This window comes from Roseateles hydrophilus, assembly GCF_026712245.1.
GTDB lineage: Bacteria > Pseudomonadota > Gammaproteobacteria > Burkholderiales > Burkholderiaceae_C > Pelomonas > Pelomonas hydrophilus.
The window spans coordinates 47,849-67,746 of the sequence record NZ_JAPPUY010000002.1; the positions used below are offsets into that span (position 1 = coordinate 47,849).

Genomic DNA, 19,898 nt, shown 5'->3' on the forward strand with positions numbered 1-19,898 from the left:
CGGTTCGCTTGCAGGCGCCGCCATGTCCCATCCGCAGTCCCCCGAATCCCGTTTCATCCGCGTGCGCGGCGCGCGCACGCACAACCTGAAGAACATCGACGTCGACCTGCCGCGGCACTCGCTGGTGGTCATCACCGGCCTGTCGGGCTCGGGCAAGTCGTCGCTGGCCTTCGACACGCTGTACGCCGAGGGCCAGCGGCGCTACGTGGAGAGCCTGTCCAGCTACGCGCGGCAGTTCCTGCAGCTGATGGACAAGCCCGATGTGGACGTCATCGAGGGCCTGTCGCCGGCCATCTCCATCGAGCAAAAAGCCACCAGCCACAACCCGCGCTCGACCGTGGGCACCGTCACCGAGATCCACGACTACCTGCGCCTGCTCTACGCCCGCGCCGGCACGCCCTTCTGCCCCGACCACGACCTGCCGCTGGAGGCGCAGAGCGTGAGCCAGATGGTGGACGCGGTGCTGGCCATGCCCGACGAGAGCAAGCTGATGCTGCTGGCGCCCGTGGTGCGCGACCGCAAGGGCGAGTTCGTCGAGCTGTTCCAGGACCTGCAGGCCCAGGGCTATGTGCGCTTTCGCGTGGATGGTGCCACCGTCGAGGTGCCTGACATTCCGGCGCTGAAGAAGGCGGAGAAGCACGACATCGACGTCGTCATCGACCGCATCAAGCTGCGCCATGACAGCGCCGACAGCCTGCGCCAGCGCCTGGCCGAGAGCTTCGAGGCCGCGCTGCGCCTGGCCGACGGCCGCGCGCTGGTGATGAACATGGACAACAGCGAGACCACGCTGTTCTCCAGCAAGTTCGCCTGCCCGGTGTGCTCGTACTCGCTGCCTGAGCTGGAGCCGCGCCTGTTCTCCTTCAATTCGCCGGTGGGCGCCTGCCCCAGCTGCGAGGGCCTGGGCCAGGTCACGGTGTTCGACGAGGACCGCGTGGTGGCCTTTCCCACGCTCAGCCTCGCCAGCGGCGCGGTGAAGGGCTGGGACCGCCGCAACCCCTACACCTTCTCCATGTTGGAGGCGGTGGCCGCGCACTACAGCTTCGACGTGGAAGCGCCGTGGGACAGCTTGCCCGCTGACGTCCAGCAGGTGCTGCTGCATGGCTCGGGCGAGACCGAGATCGCCTTCACCTACCAGGCCGAGACGGCCAGCGGCAAGAAGCGCTCGGTCAAGCGCAGTCATGCCTTTGAAGGCATCCTGCCGACGCTGTCGCGCCGCTACAAGGAGACCGACTCGACGGCCGTGCGCGAGGACCTGGCGCGCTACATGGCCGCCAAACCCTGCCCGCACTGCGAGGGCTCGCGCCTGCGCCGCGAGGCGCGCAACGTCGTGCTGCAGCCCGCCGACGCGCCCGCCGGCACGCGCGGCCGGCCCATCTACGAGGTGGAGCATTCGACGCTGCGTGAGTGCCTGCACTACTTCGAGGGCCTGAAGCTCAAGGGCAACAAGGCCGACATCGGCGACAAGGTGATTCGCGAGATCGCGTCGCGCCTGCGCTTCTTGAACGATGTGGGCCTGAACTACCTGAGCCTGGACCGCAGCGCCGACACGCTCTCCGGCGGCGAGGCGCAGCGCATCCGGCTGGCCAGCCAGATCGGTTCGGGCCTGACCGGCGTGATGTACGTGCTGGACGAACCCAGCATCGGCCTGCACCAGCGCGACAACGATCGGCTCATCGCCACGCTGCGCCGGCTGCGCGACCTGGGCAACTCGGTGCTGGTGGTGGAACACGACGAAGACGCGATCCGCGCCGCCGACTGGGTGCTGGACCTCGGCCCCGGCGCCGGCGTGCACGGCGGCCGCGTGATGGCCCAGGGCACGCCCGATGAGGTGGCCGCCAACCCGAACTCACCCACCGGCCGGTATCTCAGCGGCGCTGCGCGCATCGAGGTGCCGGCCACGCGCCACACCGCGCCCGAGGGGCAGACCCTGCGCATCGTCAACGCCCGGGGCAACAACCTCAAGGGTGTGACGGTGGACATCCCGGTCGGCGTGCTGACCTGCGTGACCGGCGTGTCCGGCTCGGGCAAGAGCACGCTGGTGAACGACACGCTGTACGCCGCCGTCGCCAAGAAGCTGTACCAAAGCCACGCCGACCCCGAGGCGCACGACGAGATTGAGGGCCTGGACGCGTTCGACAAGGTCATCAACGTCGACCAGTCGCCCATCGGGCGCACGCCGCGCTCCAACCCGGCCACGTACACGGGCCTGTTCACGCCCATCCGCGAGCTGTTCGCCGAGATGCCCACCGCCCGCGAGCGCGGCTACGGGCCGGGCCGCTTCAGCTTCAACGTGGCCGGCGGCCGCTGCGAGGCCTGCCAGGGTGACGGCGTGCTGAAGGTGGAGATGCACTTCCTGCCCGACGTCTACGTGCCCTGCGACGTGTGCCAGGGCCGGCGCTACAACCGCGAAACGCTGGAGGTGCTCTACAAGGGCAAGAACATCACCGACGTGCTGAACATGACGGTGGAAGACGCCTTCCAGCTCTTCAACGCCGTGCCCACGCTGGCGCGCAAGCTGCAGACCCTGCTGGACGTGGGCCTGGGCTACGTGAAGCTGGGCCAGAGCGCGACCACGCTGTCCGGCGGCGAGGCGCAGCGGGTGAAGCTGGCGCTGGAACTCTCCAAGCGCGACACCGGCCGCACGCTTTACATCCTGGACGAGCCCACCACCGGCCTGCACTTCGCCGACATTGCACTGCTCTTGAAGGTGCTGCACCAGCTGCGCGACGCCGGCAACACCATCGTCGTCATCGAGCACAACCTGGACGTCATCAAGACGGCCGACTGGCTCATCGACATGGGCCCGGAAGGCGGTGCGGGCGGCGGCACGCTGCTGGTGGCCGGCACGCCGGAAGACGTGGCGGCCTGCGAGGCCAGCCACACGGGGCGCTACCTGGCGCCGCTGCTGAAGCGGTGATCAGGCGCGGGGCGCAGCCCCGCGGCGGGCGCGCCAGCCCAGCAGCAGCAGGCCGAGTGCGGCCATGCCCCAGGTGCTGGGCTCCGGCACGGCCGGCGTGATGGGCGGCACTTCGGCGACGCGGATGGTGCCCGGCGGCAGCGTCGGCGTGCCCAGGTCCACCAACGATGGCAGGCCACCGCCCGCGGTGCGCGCGCCACCGCCAGCCGGGCCGCCGCCACCGATCAGGCTGCCGCCGCCGCTGTTGGCGCCGCTGCTGCTGGCCAGCGCCGGCACGCCCGATTGCTGGGCGAAGCTGTCCGGCGCGGCCGCCGCCATCGGGCCGGCACCCGGGGCCTCGAACTCCAGCGGCGTGTTGTTGTTGTCGGCTTCGCGCGTGGCCGAGGCCACGTTGCCAGCGCCCGACGGCGCCACGGCGGCCGGTTTCTCCAGGCGCTTGATGCGGCTGACGTTGCGGCAGACCGTGGGCACCAGGATGCACTGGCCGTCCTCGCAGTACACCAGGCCGCGTTCCTGGGTCTTGGCCGTCCACTTGGTGCGCGTCACCGTCTTGCAGACAGCGCCCGGCCCGAAGTGCATCTCGCTGATCTCGGGCGCGTATTCGGTGCGGCCCTGGCCCTTGATGGCGTCGCGCTCGATAACGGCAATGTCGTCATAGCTGCGCGCCTTCATGCGCGCCTTGAGCTTCTCGCGGGTGGCGGCCGGGATGTCCTGGTAGCGGTCCACGGCCGCCACCACGTCGCCCATGAAGGGGTTGGCGCCCGGGCGGTCCCAGTTGCACTGGGGCAGCGTGGTGCCGGCAGAGACGGCAAGAGCAAGCGTGGCAATCAAGGACATCAAGGGGCCCGAACAAGGAATTGACGCCCAGGGTCGGGCGCATGTCCTAAATGTTAGGGATAAGCAGGGTTTTTCCGCGTGGCAGACCCTCGAAGAGGGGGTGTGGCCGCGGTGCGAAATGTCACGCAAACCAGGGAAACGAGGCGCGCCGGCCGGCGGCGGCATTGCTGCTATCGTGCCGACCGCAGTAGCTACCCCCGTTCCGCCATGTCCGACCGCGCCTCGCCGCTGGTGCTTTATGTCGAAGACGACCGCATCCATCTGATCCTGATGGAAGAGGTCTTCCGGCTGATGCCGGAACTGGCGCTGCGCTGTGCGGACAGTGGCGAGGACGCGCTGGCGGCGCTGGCGCAATGCCGGCCCGATGTGCTGCTGGTGGACATGAACCTCAGCGACATGACGGGCATCGAGCTGCGCACCCGTGTGGCCGCTGATGCGGCGCTGTCGGCGGCACTGGCCGGCGCCCGCTGGGTGGCGTTGTCGGCTGACGATCCGCCGGACACCGTGCGCGCGGCCCGCGAGGCCGGCTTTGACGCCTACTGGCTCAAGCCTATCGACGTGTTGCAGCTGCAGGCCGGGTTGCGGGAATTGCTGGCCTCCCGGCCCGCCCAGCCGCGCTGAGCGCGACGGCTGCCACCAAAGAAAAAGCCCGGCAGTGCCGGGCTTTGCTCAAGGTGCCGCTCGCGCGGCGCCGCATCACTTCAGGTGGCTGTTGATCAGCTTGGTCATCTCGAACATGTCGGCCTTGGCCTTACCGAAGATTTCCTTCAGCTTGGCGTCGGCGTTGATGACGCGCTTCTGCAGTTCGTCCTGCAGCTTGTTCTTCTTGATGTATTCCCAGACCTTCTTGGTCACGTCGGTGCGCGGCAGCGGGGCTGCGCCGACGATGGCTGCCAGCGCAGCGCTGGGGGTCAGGGCCTTCATGAAGGCGGCGTTGGGCGTGCGCTTCTTGGCGGGCGCTGCGGCCTTCTTGGCCGGAGCTGCCTTCTTCGCGGGAGCGGCGGCCTTCTTGGCCGGGGCCGCTGCCTTCTTCGCGGGCGCAGCCGCCGTCTTCGCCGGGGCGGCCTTCTTCGCCGGTGCTGCCGCCTTCTTTGCGGGCGCGGCCTTCTTCGCAGTTGCCATGTCGATTCACTCCATCAAAAGTTGTTGATGTGCCGGGTCCGGGTGAAGGCCGCGTAAGCCTTCAATACTCTCTAGCACCCTGCGGCGGCGATGGTACTGCGCTCCATAGGGGAAGAGAAGGATTTCTCCCAGGAGAAAACGCGTACGAGCCCAGGAAACATCGGGGTTGTCGCGGGCCTGCATCACCACAGGCCCGTGGCCACCGGGTTCAGTACACGTCGCGGCGGTAGCGGCCCTGGCCGATCAGGTGGTCGACGGCGCTGTCGCCGAGGGTCTCGCGCAGCACCGCATCGACCGCGCCGGCCATGCCCTGCAGGCTGCCGCACACGTAGACGGCGGCGTCGCGGGCGACCCAGTCGCGCAGCAATGCGGCCTGCTCGGCCAGCAGGTGCTGCACGTAGCGGGGCTGCGGCGCGTCGCGCGAGTAGGCGCGGTCCAGGCGCGCGAGCAGGCCTTGCGCGGCCCAGGCCTGCAGCTCGGCGTCGTAATGGGCGTCGTGCGCGGCCTGGCGTTCGCCGTACAGCAGCCAGGCGGGCGGCGCGCCGGCGCCGGCGCGGGCCTTGAGGTGGGCGCGCAGCCCGGCCAGGCCGGTGCCGTTGCCGACGAGGATGAGCGGCCGCTGCGCGTTGTCGCCGATGCGGAAGCTCGCGTGGCTGCGCACGCGCAGCGCGATGGCATCGCCAGGCTGCGCATCGTGCGTGAGCCAGCCGGAGGCCAGGCCCGGGCGGCCGTCCTCGCGGCGGGTCTGGCGCACCATGAGGTGCAGGCGGCCGTCGGCGGGCAGCGAGGCGATGGTGTATTCGCGCGGCTGGCCGGGCTCGTCGGCGTGTTGCACCTGCGCGAGGTCGCCGGCCTGCCAGTCGGGCAGGGGCTGGCCCGGCGGGGGCGTGAGTTCGAGATGGAACACGCCGCCGCCGGCGCTGCCGGGGTTGAGGTGCTGGCGCGCGGCCAGCTGCCAGGGCTCGAAAGGCGCTTCCTCCCAGGCCGGCAGGTCGGCCGTGCCGGCGAGGTGGCTGAGCTGGTGGCGCCAGTGGTCCAGCGCGGCGGCGTCGCTGCGGTCCACGTCGATGCGCTCGAACAGCGGGTTGGCGCCGCTGCGCCGCAGCCAGTCGTCCAGCGCCTGGCCGAAGCCGCAGAACTGCTGGTAGCTGCGGTCGCCCAGCGCGAGCAGGCCGTAGCGCAGGCCGCTCAGGTCGGTGCTGCCGTCCAGCGCGGCGCGCCAGAAGGGCGTGGCGGCGTCGGGCGGGTCGCCCTCGCCGTAGGTGCTGGCGATGAGCAGCGCGTGGGTCGCGCCGCGCAGCTCGTCGGGGCGCAGGCTGCCCAGCGCGGCCAGGCGCACGGGCTGGCCGGCCAGGTGCAGCGCGCGTGCGGTCTGCAGTGCGAGCTCCTCGGCCTGGCCGGTCTGGCTGGCGTGCAGCACCAGCATCGGCGCGCTGCCGTCGGCCGCCGGCAGCAGCTGCGCGGCGGTGCGGGCCTGTGCCTGCAGCTGGCGGCGGTGCCGCCAGGCGACGGCGGCGCACAGCAGCAGGTACAGGGCGATCAGCGCGATCGCCAGCGGCAGGCGGCCGGCGATCACAGCGCGAGGTCCTGCAGCGCAGGCGTCCAGGCCTCGGCGAAGCGGCCATCGGCCTCGCGCCAGACGAGCAGGGCGGCCAGGCCTTGTGCCTGCGCCAGCGCAAGGCCGGCCTCGGGGCCGAGCACGGTCAGCGCGGTGGACCAGGCGTCGGCCCACATGGCGCTGTCGTGCACGACGCTGACCGAGGCCATGCCGTGCGTGATGGGCCGGCCGCTGCGCGGGTCCAGCGTGTGCGGCAGGCGCCGGCCGTCGGCCGTGGTGAAGTGCTTGCGGTAGTCGCCCGAGGTGGCGATGGCCAGGCCGTGCAGCGCCAGGCGCACGGGCGCCAGGCCGCAGTCGGGGGCGGGCGGTTCCAGGTCCACCCACCAGGGCTGGCCGTCGGGCTTGAGGCCGGCGCCGCGCAGCTCGCCGCCGATCTCGACGAGGTGGTCCGGCAGGCCGCATTCCGCCAGCGCGTCGGCCACGCGGTCTACCGCATGGCCCTTGGCGATGGCCGACAGGTCCAGCCGCACGCCGCCGGGCTGGGTCAGCCGGCGCTGCGGGCCGTCCCAGCGCAGTGCGCGCCAGTCACGCTGGGCGGCGGCGACTTCGGCGTCGGTGGGCAGCGTGAAGCCGGGGTCGTCGTGGCGCAGCCGCAGGCCGGCCGGGCCGAAGCCCCACAGCGCGACGAGTTCTCCGGCGCCGGGGTCGTAGGCGCCGTCGCTGGCGCTGGCCACGCGCAGCGCGGCGTCGATAACGGTGGCGAAGCCGGCGGGCAGAGCCTGCACATGGCCCGCAGGCGCCGCATTGAAGCGGCTCAGCGCGGAGCCGGGCTCCCAGTGGCTCATCTGCGCGATGACGTCGTCCAGCGCTGCGGTGATGACGGCCTCGATGGCCTCCAGCCGCAGCGAGGCCGGGCCCACGCAGCGCACCGACCAGGTCGTGCCCATGCTCTGCCCCTGCAGCGCATGGACGACTTGGCCCCAGGCCGGCGGCTCGCCACGGATGGCGAGCGGCACCAGCACGCGGGGCGCGAGGTCGGTGGCTGGCGTCATTTACTTGGGCAGCACTTCGAAGGTGGCGGCCAGGCTGGCGCGCTGCAGCGGCTTCTCGCGCGTGCCCTGCGGCTGGCCTGGCGCGGGGCGCTCGCCGTGGTTGGCGCCGATCAGGTAGCGGCCGGGCTCGGTCCAGGTGACGCTGAACTCGCCTTGGTCGTCGCTCTTGAGCGGCTGCTCGCCGAGCTTGTAGCGGTAGCGGTTGCCGTCGCGCAGCAGGCGCAGCGTGGCGCCGGCCAGCGGCTTGCCGTCCAGCAGCACGCGAAAGCGCGTGGTGTCGCCGTGGCTGAGGTCGGTGACGGGGCCCAGCGGCAGCAGCTCCAGGCCGTCGCCTTCGGGCGCGAACACGGTCTTGCCGGCCTGCTCGCGCGTCACGAAGGTCTGCTGGCGCGTGGTGGTGACGGCGAAGCTGGTGATCTCGGCATCGGCCGGTACGTCCTTGGCGAGGGTGGCCGGCGTGGTGCGGAAGCGCTTGGTCTCCGTGCCCTGCTTGTAGCTGCCCATGATGGCCTGGCTGACGTTGCTGATGCGGTAGGTGCCGTCCAGCGGCAGCTTGAGCTCGAAGCTCTCGCGGTGGCGCGAGGCGACGCGGTTCTCGGCCTCCAGCGGCTTGCCATCGGGGCCGGTGATGCGCAGCACGTCAAGCTTGATGGCGCGCTCGAAGATGAAGAGGTCTTCCGACACGGCGGCGTCGAAGGCCGCGACGGGGGCTTCGCGGCCGGCGTTGAACTGGGTCTGGTTGGGCAGCAGCCAGGTCTGGTGGGCCTGGGCAGCGCCTGCGAGCAGCGCGGCCGACAGTGCTAGGGCGAGCGGGGCGATACGGGCAGTGATGTTCATGCGGGTCTCCTCGGGGTCAGGGCTTGACGGTCAGTTGCACGGCGCCGAGCTCGTGCTCGCCCTGGGCCTTGGCCTCGGCGGCGGTCTTGACGGGCCAGGTGAAGGGGATGCGCTGCACCTCGCGGCCGCCGGCTTCACGGCTGGATTCGATGACCAGCTCGTACTGGCCGGCCGGCAGCTTGGCGAGGTTGGGGTGCTTGTCCAGCGACAGCACATGCTCGCCGGGCGCGCGCGTGGCGCCGCTGACGCCGTCCACCGGCATGCTCAGCTCGCGGCCGCCCTGGCGCCACCACTGGCGCATGTCCTTCAGCCACTTGGTGCCGCCGTTGTTGGGCTTCTTCAGGTCGTACCAGACGGCCAGCTGCGCGGCGGCGCCGGGCTCGCCGGCCTTCTCCAGCCACACGCCGATGTAGGGCTTGTGGTACTCGGCGACGTTCAGGCGCGGCACTTCGATCTTGAGCTGCACGGTGGCGGCCCAGGCGGAGCTGCCGACGCTCAGGGCGCCCAGCGCGCCGATGGCGGTGAGGGTGGGGGTGAGGCAACGACGTGTCATGACGGTTCTCGCTTGCAGAAAAGATTCAGTGGATGAGCAGCAGTGCCAGCAGCGCCGGCAGCACAAAGCCGATGCCCACCAGCGGCCAGGTGCTGGGGCGGTGGGTGGCGTGGTACTTCAGGATCAGCAGCCCGGTGATGCAGAACACCAGGCAGGCGATGGCGAAGAGGTCGAGAAACCAGCTCCAGGCCGTGCCGGCGTGGCGGCCCTTGTGCAGGTCGTTCAGGTAGGAGATCCAGCCGCGGTCGGTGGACTCGTACTCGGCGGCGCCGCTGCGGCGGTCGATGCGCAGCCAGGCGTCGCCGCCCGGGCGGGGCTGGGCGAGGTAGATCTCGTCGGCCGTCCATTCGGCGGCGAGCGTGGCGTCGAAGCTGCGTTCCAGCGTGCGGCCCATCCAGGCCTGCAGCGCGGCGGGCAGGGGTTTGTTCTCGTCGGCGGCGTCGCTGGTGGCGTGCACCAGCGGCAGCAGTTCGGCGGGCAGCTGCAGCTGGCGCTGCACGATCTGCGGCTTGGCCTCGATGCTGCTGGCGTGGTTGAGCGTGATGCCGGTGATGGCGAACAGCATCATGCCGACCAGGCACATGGCCGAGCTGATCCAGTGCCAGGTGTGCAGTTGCTTGAGCCAGCCGGCGCGGTGCTTGGCGGCGCTCACAGCTCGGCCCACTGCCGCAGCAGGTTGTGATAGTGGTGGGTCAGGGCCTGGGTGTCGGCGTCGTCGCCCAGGCGGGCGCGCAGGCGCTGGATGGCCTGGTCGAGTTCGAACAGCATGGTGCGGCGGCCGTCGTCGCGCACCATGCTTTGCGTCCAGAAGAAGGAGCACACGCGGGCGCCGCGCGTGACGGGCTCGACGCGGTGCAGGCTGCTGCTGGCGTAGACGACCATGTCGCCGGCCGCCAGCTTGACCTCGTGCTCGCCATAGGTGTCGACGACGATGAGCTCGCCGCCGTCGTACTCGTCGGGCTCGCTCAGGAAGACGGTGGTGGAGACGTCGCTGCGCAGGGGGTGATCGCTGCCGGCCTGGCGCATGATGGCGCCGTCCACGTGCAGGCCGTAGTGCTCGCCGCCTTCGTAGCGGTTGAACAGGGGGCTGAGCGTGCGCACGGGCAGCGCGGCCGAGATGAACAGCGGGTGGCGTGCCAGCACCTGGCGGATGTGATCGCCGATCTGCTGGCCCAGCGGGTGGCCCACGGGCAGCTGGCGGTTGCGCTTGACCTGGGCGCCCTGGGCGCCGACGGTCTCGCGGCCGTCGGTCCAGTCGGCGGCATCCAGGCCGCGGCGCATCTCGCGCACGTCGGCTTTGCTCAGGACAGCAGGAATGTGGAGAAGCATGGCTGAAGTGGCCAGGCCCGCGCCGACGCGGCGGTCGACGCGGGCTGGTGTTGGCTAGCGGGAGGCGGGCATCAGAACGAGAAGCGGCCGGTCAGCGTGACCGAGCGCGGCGTGCCCAGGAACAGGCGCGAGCCCCCGTTGTTCAGCGCGGCCATGTAGACCTTGTCGGTCAGGTTGGCGACGTTGAGCTGCAGGTTCACGTTCTTGGACAGGCGGTACGCGGCCATCACGTCCACCACCGAGTAGGCGGGGATGTTGGGCGTGTTGCCCGGCGTGGCGCCGGCCGCCAGCGCGGTGATGACGCGCTTTTGCTCGCCGGTGTGGCGCACGCCGCCGCCGACGGTCAGGTCATTCCACTGGTAGGACGTCCACAGCGTGGCCGAGAACTCGGGCGACCAGCGCACGCCTTCCGTCACCGTGGCGGTGGTGACGCCGTTGGTGGTGCTGAAGCTCTGCTGGTTGATCTGCTTGGTCTTCATGGTCTGCAGACCGGCGGTGACCTGCCAGAAGTTCGTGATCTGGCCGACGGCGGCCAGCTCGATGCCTTCCACGCGGGTCTTGCCGCCCTGCACGCTGGCCAGCGTGACCGGGTCCTGCGTGACCTGCTTGTCGTTCTCGCTGCGGTACAGCGCGGCGCTGAGGTTCAGGCGCTTGTCCAGCAGCTCCCACTTGGTGCCCAGCTCGTAGTTGGTGGCCTCCTGCGGCTCGGCGGTGCCGGCCTGCTGACCGGTGGCGGCCAGCGTGAAGTTGGTGCTGGCCGGCGGCGTCAGCGAGTTGGCGACCGAGCCGTACACCGTGGCGTTGGGGGCCAGCTTGTAGACGGCGCCCAGGTTCCAGCTGGTCAGCCAGTCGGAGGCGCTCAGGTTGGTCGGCACGATGGCGCCGACGCCATAGCCGCGCGACTGGTAGGTGGCCAGGTTGCCGCCCGTGCCACCGGTCACCAGCGTGCCGGTGTTGGTGGTGGTGGTGTAGTGCTCCACGCGCAGGCCGGCGTTGAGCTTCCACTGGTCGTTCAGCGTGATGGTGTCGAAGGCGTAGAGCGCCTGCGTGAAGGTCTTGCCCTCGGTGTCGGCGCCGGTGAGCAGCGGCGTGCCCAGGACGTCGGCGCTGTTGGGCGCGTAGAGGTTGGCGGCCGGATTGCTGATGGCGGCGATGGTCTGGCCGTTCAGCACCACGGTGGTCGTGGCGGTGCTGCCGGTGGTCGTGCCGCGCGACAGCTGGCGCTCGACCATCAGCTCCATGCCGGTGGCCAGGTCGTGCTTGATGCCGGCGGTTGTGAAGCTGGTGTTCAGGCTGGTCTGGTTGGCCAGGATCTCGTTGGTCTGGTCCACGCGCTGGCGCGAGCGGGCGATGGTCCATTGCGCCTGCGGCAGCAGCACGGCGGTGGCGCCGGTGCCGGTGGCGGCGGTGATGCCGTTCACGCCGGTCATCACGCGGTCCATGTGCGTGCGGCCGTAGCGGGAGATGTTGCGCACGGTGGTGCCGCTGCCCAGGTCCATCTCCAGCTTGGCCGTGACCATGTCGGCCTCGACCTTCTCGTAGTCGTTGGTGCTGCCGTAGTAGTTGCTCGTGTTGGCGCGCGGCGCGGCCAGCAGGGCCGACTGCACGGTGGCGTTGTTCGCGAAGACCTGGCCGAAGCCGGGGAAGCCGACGGTCGAGATGCCGCCGTCGGGCGTGTTGTCCTGGCGGGCGTGCTGCGAGTAGACGAAGAAGCGCGTCGGCGTGCCCAGGCCGAAGGCGATGGACGGCGCGATGGCCCAGCCCTTCTTGTCGATGGCGTCGCGGCCCGGCGTGCCGTAGTCCTGCGTCATCACGTTCAGGCGCACGGCCGTGCCTTCGCCGAGGCGGTAGTTGGTGTCCAGCGTGGCGCGCTTGCGGCTGGCGTCACCCAGCGTGAGGGTGGCGTCGGTGATGTTGTCGCGCTGCGGCAGCTTGCTGATCAGGTTGATGTAGCCGGCGCTGGCGCCGCGGCCCGTGTCCGAACCGGACGGGCCCTTCACGATCTCGATCTGCTCCAGGTTGAACACGTCGCGCGTGACGGCACCCAGGTCGCGGATGCCGTCCACGAAGGTGGACGTTTGCAGCGCGAAGCCACGCATCTGGAAGGTGTCGCCAGCCGAGGTGTTGCCGTTCTCGCCCAGCTGCATCGTGATGCCGGGGGTGTTCTGCAGCGCTTCCATCAGCGAGACGGCGCCCTGCTCCTGAAGGGTTTCCTTCTTCACGACCTGGATGGTCTTGGGCGTCTCCAGCAGCGGCTGGGTGATCTTGGACGACGCGCTGACGTCGGCCTTGAACGGCACGTCCTTGGCGGCCTGCACCTTGACGGTGGGCAGCGCGGCTTCGTCCTTCTTGGCGGCGTCGGCCTGCTGGGCGACCACGGGCAGGCTCAGGCTGGCGGCCAGCGCGGCCAGGGCGTGGGGAGCAAGCTTGTGCTTGCGGCTCTTGATCATGGACATGGGGAAGTCTCCGAGGGGATGGCGGGCCGACCCGCTCAGGCGGGCAGCGCATCGGCGTGCGGCGCCTGGGGCGGCGGTGGGACGGGGCGTCAGGATTGACGCGATATGCAAATGCTAATAATTCGCATTTACTAAGGCAAATGAACTTTGGCCTGTAGGGGCTTGGCGTCGCAGCGGCGCGACGCCGGCGGTTGGAGGTGTCAGCGCTCCGGTTCGCTGACGAAGCCGACCTTGCTCAAGCCGGCCTTGGAGGCATCGGCCAGCGTCTGGGCGACGGCCTTGTAGGCCACCTCCTGGTCGGCGCGCAGGTGGATCTCGGGCTGCACGGGCTTGCGGCCTTCGGCGAGGAAGCGCGCCTGGGCTTGTTCGCGCGTGACGGTCTCGCCGTTCCAGTAGCGCTGGCCGCTGGCGTCGATGGCGAACTCGATCTTGTCGGGCTTGATCTCGTTGGCCTTGGAGCTGACCTTGGGCAGGTCCAGCTTGACGGCGTGTGTCAGCAGCGGCGCCGTGACGATGAAGATCACCAGCAGCACCAGCATCACGTCGATGAGCGGCACCATGTTGATCTCGGCGACCGGCGCATTGCTGCGCTTGCTGTCGAAGGAGGCAAAGGCCATGGCGCGGGCCTCAGTGCGCGGCGGCCGGCTTGAGCGGGCGCACGGTCGTGGTCTGTGCGGCGGCGCCCGGCGCCTCGCCCAGCGTCAGGAAGCTGTGCAGCTCGTAGGCGAAGGCATCCAGCCGCGCCGACAGCACGCGGTTGCTGCGCGTGAAGGCGTTGTAGGCGATGACGGCCGGGATGGCCACGGCCAGGCCGATGCCGGTCATGATGAGCGCCTCGCCCACCGGGCCGGCCACCTTGTCCAGCGTGCCGGCACCGCTCATGCCGATGGCCAGCAGTGCGTGGTAGACGCCCCAGACCGTGCCGAACAGGCCCACGAAGGGCGCTGTGGCGCCCACGGTGGCCAGCGTCGTCAGGCCGGACTCCAGCCGCGTGGTTTCCTCGTCCAGCACCTTCTTGATGGTGCGGGTGATGAAGTCGGTGGCCGTGCCGGCCTCGCTCAGCTTGGCCGCGCCGTAGCGGGCGTGGTGGGCCTGGGCGTGCAGTGCGTGGGCGCTGAGGTGGGAGAAGGGGTCGTGTGCGCCGTGCGTGTTCAGCTCGGCCTGCACCGCGTCCAGGCTGCGCGCGTTCCAGAAGAAGTCCAGGAAGCTCGTCGAGCGCTTGTTGCGCAGGAACTGCGACACGCCCTTGGCGATGATCAGGCCCCAGGAGATGACCGACATCAGCACCAGCGCGCCCAGCAGGAACTTGCCCACGGCGTCGGACTGGGCGATGAAATGGCCGAACCCGGGGGCGGGTGCGGCGGCGGTGATGGCGGTGGCGTCCATGAGGGTCTCAGTCAGCGGTCAAAGTTCGTAGGCCAGCGGGGCCAGGGTCTGCCATTCGACGGGCTTGCCGTCTTCCAGATAGGGCGCGAAGCGGGCGCTGCGGATGTCGCTGAGCGCGGCCTGGTCGATGCTCGCGAAGCCCGATGAGCGCTGCACCGTGGCGGCCTTCAGCCGACCCTCGGCATCCACGGTGATGCGCAGCACCACGGTGCCCGACTCGCGGGCCCGCTTGGCCAGGGCCGGGAAGTTCAGCTCCGGCAGCTTCACGTAGCGCACGGCGCTGGGGGCAATCTGGCGCGGGCCGGCGGGCGCGGGCGGCGCGGGTGCGACGGCGGGCGGTGCCGGGGGCGCCGGGGCGACGTTGACCGGTGCCGGCGGCGCCAGCTCGGGCGGCGGCGCCACGAAGGCCACGGGTGCCGGCGTGGGGCTTGGCGCGGCGGCGATCACCGGCGCAGGTGTCGGTGCCACGCGCTGCGGCGGTGCCGGGGGCGGTGGTGGCGGCGGCTTGGCGGGCTCCGGCGGCGCAATCATGTCCACCATCAGCACCGGCACAGCCTGGGCCACGGCGCTGCGCACGGCGTCCACCTGCATCAGCGCCCAGGCGCCGACGAGGTGGGCCGCGAGCACGCCGCCCACCAGGGCACGCCGCCCCACGGCGCCGAGTTCATCGCCGCGCGCGGGCGGCGGCGGCAGCGCCACGGGCCGCAGGGGAGCGGGCGGCGCGGTGTCGGCAGGCAGGCTGGAGGCAGGCAGGCTGGAGGCAGGAATCACGCGGGCGGCAATGCAAGTGGGCGCTCAGCCAGCGATGCCCACCCCTGCGGGCGCGTCAGCAAACTGGCTTTACACGACAGGCATGGATAGTAACAGGAATGCGAATGATTCCTATTGAATGATTTGCGTGCCCAGCGCGGCTTGTATGCTCGGCAGCCATGAAGACACTCACCCGTTGGCTGTTGCTGGCTGGCGCGCTGCTGCTGGTGGCGCACCTCTACGCGGGCGTCGTCGTGACGAGCTTCACCTCGGCGCTCATCGCGGCGCTGGTGCTCGGGCTGCTGAACACCGTCGTGCGGCCCATCCTCGTGCTGCTGACGCTGCCCGTGACCGTGCTGACGCTGGGCCTGTTCCTCTTCGTCATCAACGCCCTCACCTTCTGGGCGGCGGCCTCGCTGCTGCCTGGGCTGGCTGTCAACGGCTTCTGGGCGGCGCTGATCGGCTCGCTGATCTACAGCCTGTGCGGCATGGTGATCGACGTGGTCGTCGAGCGGCTGTTCCCGGCCGACTGAGCGCGGGCGCTCAGTCCGGCAGCCGCGCGTCCGGCGGGATGTAGCGGCCCGGGTACATCGCGCCCATCAGCGCCTGGCGTTCGTAGGTGAGCGCGCGCAGCCGGGCCTCGATGACGGCGGCTTCCACCTGATCCGCATCCGGCCGGCGCGACTGGCGCAGGCCGGAGCTCATGCGGTCGATCGCGCCGTTGAGGTCGCCGGCAGCCGCCCGCGTTTCCGCCTGGGCGCGCACCGCGCGCAGCGGCTGGCCCAGCTTCTCCCACACAAGCGCCAGCTGCGCCCAGGCCAGTGCGTCCAGCGGCTCCAGGCTCACATGGGTCTGCAGCGCGTCTGCCGCGTCGCGCAGCATCGCGTCGCCGGGGGCGCCCGCCAGCGCCAGGCCCACGCGCTGCAGCAGCAGCGGGCGCGACTTCTCGCCCCGCAGCGTCTCCAGCGCGGCCACGCCTTCCATCGGCCGGCCACGGGCCTGGGCCAGCTCGGCGCGCAGATAGGTCAGCAGCCGTTTCGCCGCTGCCGTCTCGGCGGGGCTGGGGTTGATGAGCTGCAGCGTGACCTCGGCGCTGCGCAGCGTCGCCTCGGCGCGGTCGAAGTTGCGCAGCTTGATCGACGCCAGCGCGGCCGCGTAGCGCGCGCCCAGCTGCTCGTAGCCGCCGCTCTCCTTGATGTTGCGGGCGCCGGCGTCGTAGTTCTCCAGCACCTTCCAGGCGTCCACGCGCTGGTCCATCAGCACGCGTGCCCGCGCCGCGATCAGCGCATGCTCTGCCAGGCCGCGCGGCCGCACGAATGGCTCCAGCGCCAGGCGCGTGCGCGCATCCCCGATGCGCTCGCTGGTCAGCGGGTGGCTGCGCAGGTACGGGTAGGCGCCATCGTCCATCAGGTGGTAGGCCTGCTCCATGCGCTCGAACATGCTGACCATGCCGCTGCCCGCGAACCCGGCCTCCACCAGCACGTTGAAGCCCACGCGGTCGGCCTCGCGCTCCATGTCGCGCGAGAAGTTCAGCGACATCTGCGCCGCCGCCGCCTGCCCGCCGACGATGCCCGCATTGGCCATGTCGATGTTGCCGCGCGAGGCCGCCAGCACGCCGAGCAGCAGGCCGGCGATGGCCACCATGTTGTTCTTGGAGTCGCCCGCGATGCGCCGGGCGATGTGGCGCTGCGTGACGTGCGAGATCTCGTGGCCGATCACCGAGGCCAGCTCGTCGCGCGACACCGTCATCGCAATCAGCCCCAGGTGCGTGCCGACAAAGCCGCCCGGCATCGCGAACGCGTTGATGCTCTTGTCCTCGACGAGGAAGTGCTCCCAGGCCAGCCGCCCCTGCTCGTCGCTGATGTGGCCCAGCTTGCGCGCGGCTGCGATCAGCGGGTTCCAGATGCCGGCCATGTATTCCTGCAGCAGCGGGTCGTGCACGTAGGCCGGGTCCACCCGGATCATGCGCATGTAGCGCTCGCCCAGCTGCCGCTCGGTGTTGATGTCCAGGTCCTGCGAGACCGAGTCGCCGAGCGCCGGCAGGTTGACCTGCGCATGCAGCGGCGCGCCCGGCAGGGCCAGCATGGCGGCTGCGAGCAGCGTGAGCAGGGGGCGGGTGGCGAACGAGGTGGTCATCTGGCAGAGGCTCCGGCCGCCGACGGCGCAGGCCCGGGCGGCTGTCTATGATGCCTGCAAGCCAACGGCCCAATGTTTCGTGAAGATGAAGTCCCTCGCATGAGTTCCCCGCTGACCCACTTCGACGGCGACGGCCAGGCCCACATGGTCGACGTGTCCGCCAAGGCCGAGACGCACCGCGTGGCCGTCGCGGCCGGCGAGATCCGCATGCAGCCGGCCACCTTCGCGCTCATTGCCAGCGGCACGGCCAAGAAGGGGGATGTGCTGGGCGTGGCGCGCATCGCGGCCATCCAGGGTGCCAAGCGCTGCAGCGACCTCGTGCCGCTGTGCCACCCGCTGCCGATCACACGCGTGAAGGTCGACTTCGAGCTGGACGAGGCCCACAGCCGCGTGCTGTGCCGCGCCCAGGTGGAGACGCTGGGCCGCACGGGCGTGGAGATGGAGGCGCTGTGCGCCGTGCAGGTGGGCCTGCTGACCGTCTACGACATGTGCAAGGCCGCCGACCGCGGCATGGTCATCGCCAACGTGCGCGTGCTGGAGAAGCAGGGCGGCAAGTCGGGCGAGTGGCGGGCGCTCGATTCAGCGGAGTGATCGCCAGTCGATGATCGCCGACGCGGGCTGGCACTGCACCATGGGGGCCGATGCCGGCTCGGTGCAGCTGGCGAACCAGCCGTCCCCGGTAGGGTTGCGGAACTCCCGCAGACGGTCCGCCAGGTAGCGCGCGCCGTCGAGGTCGCCCGTCGCCTCCAGCGAGCGGGACCAGTGCATCAGCAGCCGGGCATCGATGAGGCTGAACGCCGTGCGCCGCGCCGCTGCCAGCGCGGCCGGGCCCGGCGGCTGGCTGGTGGCGGCTGCGTAGTCGGCCTGGTGCGCAAAGAACGGCGACGTCTGACAGACCGTGATGCGCTGCCCCAGCGGCAGGGCATCCTCGCCCGGCGCGTAGATGGCGACGATGCGCTGGTAGTCCCACACGGCAAACAGGCTGCCCGTGACCAGCAGCGCACCCGCCAGGCTCAGCGGCAGCGCTGACACCTTGCTGCGCACGCGCGCCTCGGCGGCCGGCAGCGCCAGCCCCATCGCAAAGCACGCCGGCAGCAGGAAGTAGGCGTACCACAGCGGGTACTCCAGCAGGCTGTGCAGGCCGATGGTCAGCACGATCATCAAGGCAGCACGGCGCAGCGGCGCATCCTCATCGGCCCGCGCAGCGCCCCGCCAGGCCTGCCACAGCGCCCAGCACAGCAGGGCCAGCACGGCCCCCGCCCAGGGCAACCCCAGCTCGACCGCCAGCTGCGACGGCAGGTTGTGCGTGTGGTCGAAGAAGGCAATCGGGCGGTTGGGGAACGGTGTCAGGCTCCACGCGAAATTGAAGCCGCCCCAGCCCACGCCGAGCAGCGGATGCGCCAGCGTCAGCGCCCAGGCATCGCGCAGGATGGCCAGCCGTGACGGCGAGCCCGCGCCCTCCGACAGCCGCGATGCGGCGCCGAAGGCATGGCCCTCGGCCGACCACTGCGTCATCAGCCACCAGCTCAGGCCCAGCATCAGCGGCGTGGCCAGCAGCGACAGGCGGGCCGTGCGCGACAGCTGGCGGTCCACCAAGCCCCAGATCGCCAGCATCGCGATGCCGATGAAGCCGGTGCGTGACGCGCTCAACACCACCGTGAACACGCTCGCGAACAGCAGCGGCGCCAGCAGCCAGCGCCAGCCACGCCGCTCAGTGATGAAGACGGCCGCCACGGCCATCCACATCATCAGGCTGGCCAGGTGGTTGGGTTGGCGCAGATTGCCCACCGCGCGGCCGACGATGCCGGAGCGGGCGATGACGCCGCCACTGGCCAGGTCCGGCGCGAACACCTGCACCAGGCTGATGGCCACGCTGAGCAGCCCCGTGACGAGCAGCCCCCAGCACAGCGCTTCGGCCGCGGTGCGCCGCACCGCGGGGGCCAGGCCTTGCGCCAGCAGCAGCACCGCCAGCCCTGCCCCAAGGATGGCCGCCGCCCCCAGCCCCAGCGACGAGGGCAGCCCGCGCCACAGCACGGAGGCGAGCGGCGCGATGACCAGCAGCGCCAATGCCAGTGCGGCAGGTGATGTGAGCCCCGCGCGCCAGTTCGGCAGCGCCCGCGCGCACAGCAGCAAGGCCAGACCCCAGCCGGCCAGCGCGAGCAGCTGGTTGTAGAGCGTGGCGGCGGGGGTCTGGTTGAAGGCCAGCAGAGGGGGCAGGGCGGCGGCGATGACGATGCCGAAGATGGCGGCGTCAGTGGCGGGGGCGGTCTGGGTTGACATGGGCGCGCATGATGTCATGGGCGTCGTCCGCCTCCCGGGCTTCGCTATGCTGCATGTCGTGCTGGTTACCGAATTGATTCCTATGAAGCGGCGCGTGGAGCTGGTGCTCGTCGGCGCCGCGTTCGCCTGTTCGGGCTTTGCGGCGCTGGTCTACCAGCTGGTCTGGCAACGGCTCTTGTTCGGTGCGATCGGCGTGGATGTCGAATCGGTCACCGTGGTGGTGTCGGTTTTCATGCTCGGCCTGGGCGTCGGGGCGTGGATGGGCGGCTGGTTGGCTGACCGCTATCCGCGTCGCATCGTTGCCGTCTTTGCCGGTTTCGAGCTGGGCATCGCTGCTTGCGGCTTGGTCAGCGTGGCCGTGCTGACGGGTCTGTCAGGAAGCCTGGCCCTGCTGCCGCGGCTTGGCGCGGGTTTGGTCTGCTTTGCTTTGCTGCTGTTACCCACGGTGCTGATGGGTGCCACCTTGCCCATGCTGGTCGCCCACGCTGCCCAAGGCCGCGAGGGCATCGGTCGGGCCACCGGCTGGCTGTACTTCGTCAACACGCTGGGCGCCGCCTTTGGTGCATGGAGCATGGCCTTCCTGCTGCCCTACTGGCTGGACCTCGCGCAGATCGTGCGCTTGGCGGCCGGCCTCAACCTGGCAGCCAGCTTCGCTGCGCTGCTGGCGGTGGGGCGCCGAGCATGA

At 70.6% G+C, this 19,898-nt stretch carries 19 protein-coding genes; 5 read left to right on the forward strand and 14 right to left on the reverse strand.

Going from position 1 to position 19,898, the window contains the following annotated elements; genetic code table 11:
- The first annotated feature begins 22 nt into the window (after positions 1-22).
- Positions 23-2,917 (forward strand): excinuclease ABC subunit UvrA, encoded by a 2,895-nt coding sequence (gene uvrA, locus NYO99_RS07420; protein ID WP_268166518.1) that lies wholly within the window; start codon positions 23-25, stop codon positions 2,915-2,917.
- Here the strand turns inward: uvrA and NYO99_RS07425 are convergent, their stop codons facing one another.
- Entirely contained in the window at positions 2,918-3,754 is an 837-nt protein-coding gene (locus tag NYO99_RS07425; protein ID WP_268166519.1) for an MHFG family PEP-CTERM protein, read from the reverse strand.
- A gap of 207 nt (positions 3,755-3,961) precedes the next feature.
- Between NYO99_RS07425 and NYO99_RS07430 the strand changes: the two genes are divergently transcribed.
- A complete protein-coding gene (locus NYO99_RS07430) occupies positions 3,962-4,375 on the forward strand; it encodes a response regulator (RefSeq protein ID WP_268166520.1) in 414 nt (137 codons plus the stop codon).
- A gap of 75 nt (positions 4,376-4,450) precedes the next feature.
- Here NYO99_RS07430 and NYO99_RS07435 read toward each other — a convergent pair whose 3' ends face one another.
- The 11 genes from NYO99_RS07435 to NYO99_RS07485 form a co-directional block, all read right to left on the reverse strand.
- Entirely contained in the window at positions 4,451-4,876 is a 426-nt protein-coding gene (locus tag NYO99_RS07435; RefSeq protein WP_268166521.1) for an SWIB/MDM2 domain-containing protein, read from the reverse strand.
- Positions 4,877-5,084: 208 nt separating this feature from the next.
- A complete protein-coding gene (locus NYO99_RS07440) occupies positions 5,085-6,452 on the reverse strand; it encodes a sulfite reductase subunit alpha (RefSeq protein ID WP_268166522.1) in 1,368 nt (455 codons plus the stop codon).
- Complete coding sequence (locus tag NYO99_RS07445) at positions 6,449-7,486, reverse strand: FAD:protein FMN transferase (RefSeq protein ID WP_268166523.1); 1,038 nt, start codon at positions 7,484-7,486, stop codon at positions 6,449-6,451. The genes NYO99_RS07440 and NYO99_RS07445 overlap by 4 nt, the downstream gene beginning before the upstream one ends.
- Complete coding sequence (locus tag NYO99_RS07450) at positions 7,487-8,323, reverse strand: DUF4198 domain-containing protein (RefSeq protein ID WP_268166524.1); 837 nt, start codon at positions 8,321-8,323, stop codon at positions 7,487-7,489.
- 16 nt (positions 8,324-8,339) lie between these two features.
- On the reverse strand, positions 8,340-8,876 hold the full coding sequence (locus tag NYO99_RS07455; protein WP_268166525.1) for a DUF2271 domain-containing protein: 537 nt from the start codon (positions 8,874-8,876) through the stop codon (positions 8,340-8,342).
- A gap of 25 nt (positions 8,877-8,901) precedes the next feature.
- Positions 8,902-9,540, reverse strand: a complete 639-nt coding sequence (locus tag NYO99_RS07460) for a PepSY-associated TM helix domain-containing protein (protein ID WP_422395480.1) — start codon at positions 9,538-9,540, stop codon at positions 8,902-8,904.
- On the reverse strand, positions 9,525-10,205 hold the full coding sequence (locus NYO99_RS07465; protein ID WP_268166527.1) for a Fe2+-dependent dioxygenase: 681 nt from the start codon (positions 10,203-10,205) through the stop codon (positions 9,525-9,527). The genes NYO99_RS07460 and NYO99_RS07465 overlap by 16 nt, the downstream gene beginning before the upstream one ends.
- Positions 10,206-10,276: 71 nt before the next feature.
- Entirely contained in the window at positions 10,277-12,661 is a 2,385-nt protein-coding gene (locus NYO99_RS07470; protein WP_268166528.1) for a catecholate siderophore receptor Fiu, read from the reverse strand.
- Positions 12,662-12,861: 200 nt separating this feature from the next.
- A complete protein-coding gene (locus NYO99_RS07475; protein ID WP_268166529.1) occupies positions 12,862-13,278 on the reverse strand; it encodes an ExbD/TolR family protein in 417 nt (138 codons plus the stop codon).
- Positions 13,279-13,288: 10 nt separating this feature from the next.
- Positions 13,289-14,047 carry a MotA/TolQ/ExbB proton channel family protein gene (locus tag NYO99_RS07480; protein WP_268166530.1) on the reverse strand — a complete coding sequence of 253 codons (759 nt, stop codon included), beginning with the start codon at positions 14,045-14,047 and terminating at the stop codon, positions 13,289-13,291.
- Between the two features lie 18 nt (positions 14,048-14,065).
- Positions 14,066-14,818, reverse strand: coding sequence for an energy transducer TonB (locus tag NYO99_RS07485; protein ID WP_268166531.1), 753 nt, complete (start codon positions 14,816-14,818; stop codon positions 14,066-14,068).
- Positions 14,819-14,976: 158 nt separating this feature from the next.
- On the opposite strand from NYO99_RS07485, the gene NYO99_RS07490 reads away from it, so the two are divergent.
- Positions 14,977-15,330, forward strand: coding sequence for a phage holin family protein (locus tag NYO99_RS07490; RefSeq protein WP_268166533.1), 354 nt, complete (start codon positions 14,977-14,979; stop codon positions 15,328-15,330).
- Between the two features lie 10 nt (positions 15,331-15,340).
- Here NYO99_RS07490 and NYO99_RS07495 read toward each other — a convergent pair whose 3' ends face one another.
- Positions 15,341-16,933 (reverse strand): M48 family metalloprotease, encoded by a 1,593-nt coding sequence (locus NYO99_RS07495; RefSeq protein WP_268166534.1) that lies wholly within the window; start codon positions 16,931-16,933, stop codon positions 15,341-15,343.
- 99 nt (positions 16,934-17,032) lie between these two features.
- Between NYO99_RS07495 and moaC the strand changes: the two genes are divergently transcribed.
- The gene (moaC, locus tag NYO99_RS07500; protein ID WP_268166535.1) at positions 17,033-17,524 is read left to right on the forward strand and encodes a cyclic pyranopterin monophosphate synthase MoaC; all 492 of its coding nucleotides are present in this window, start codon (positions 17,033-17,035) and stop codon (positions 17,522-17,524) included.
- Here the strand turns inward: moaC and NYO99_RS07505 are convergent.
- On the reverse strand, positions 17,513-19,213 hold the full coding sequence (locus NYO99_RS07505) for a PglL family O-oligosaccharyltransferase (protein WP_268166536.1): 1,701 nt from the start codon (positions 19,211-19,213) through the stop codon (positions 17,513-17,515). The two genes, moaC and NYO99_RS07505, sit on opposite strands and share 12 nt — an antisense overlap.
- 16 nt (positions 19,214-19,229) lie before the next feature.
- On the opposite strand from NYO99_RS07505, the gene NYO99_RS07510 reads away from it, so the two are divergent.
- Positions 19,230-19,898 (forward strand): fused MFS/spermidine synthase, encoded by a 669-nt coding sequence (locus tag NYO99_RS07510; RefSeq protein ID WP_268166537.1) that lies wholly within the window; start codon positions 19,230-19,232, stop codon positions 19,896-19,898.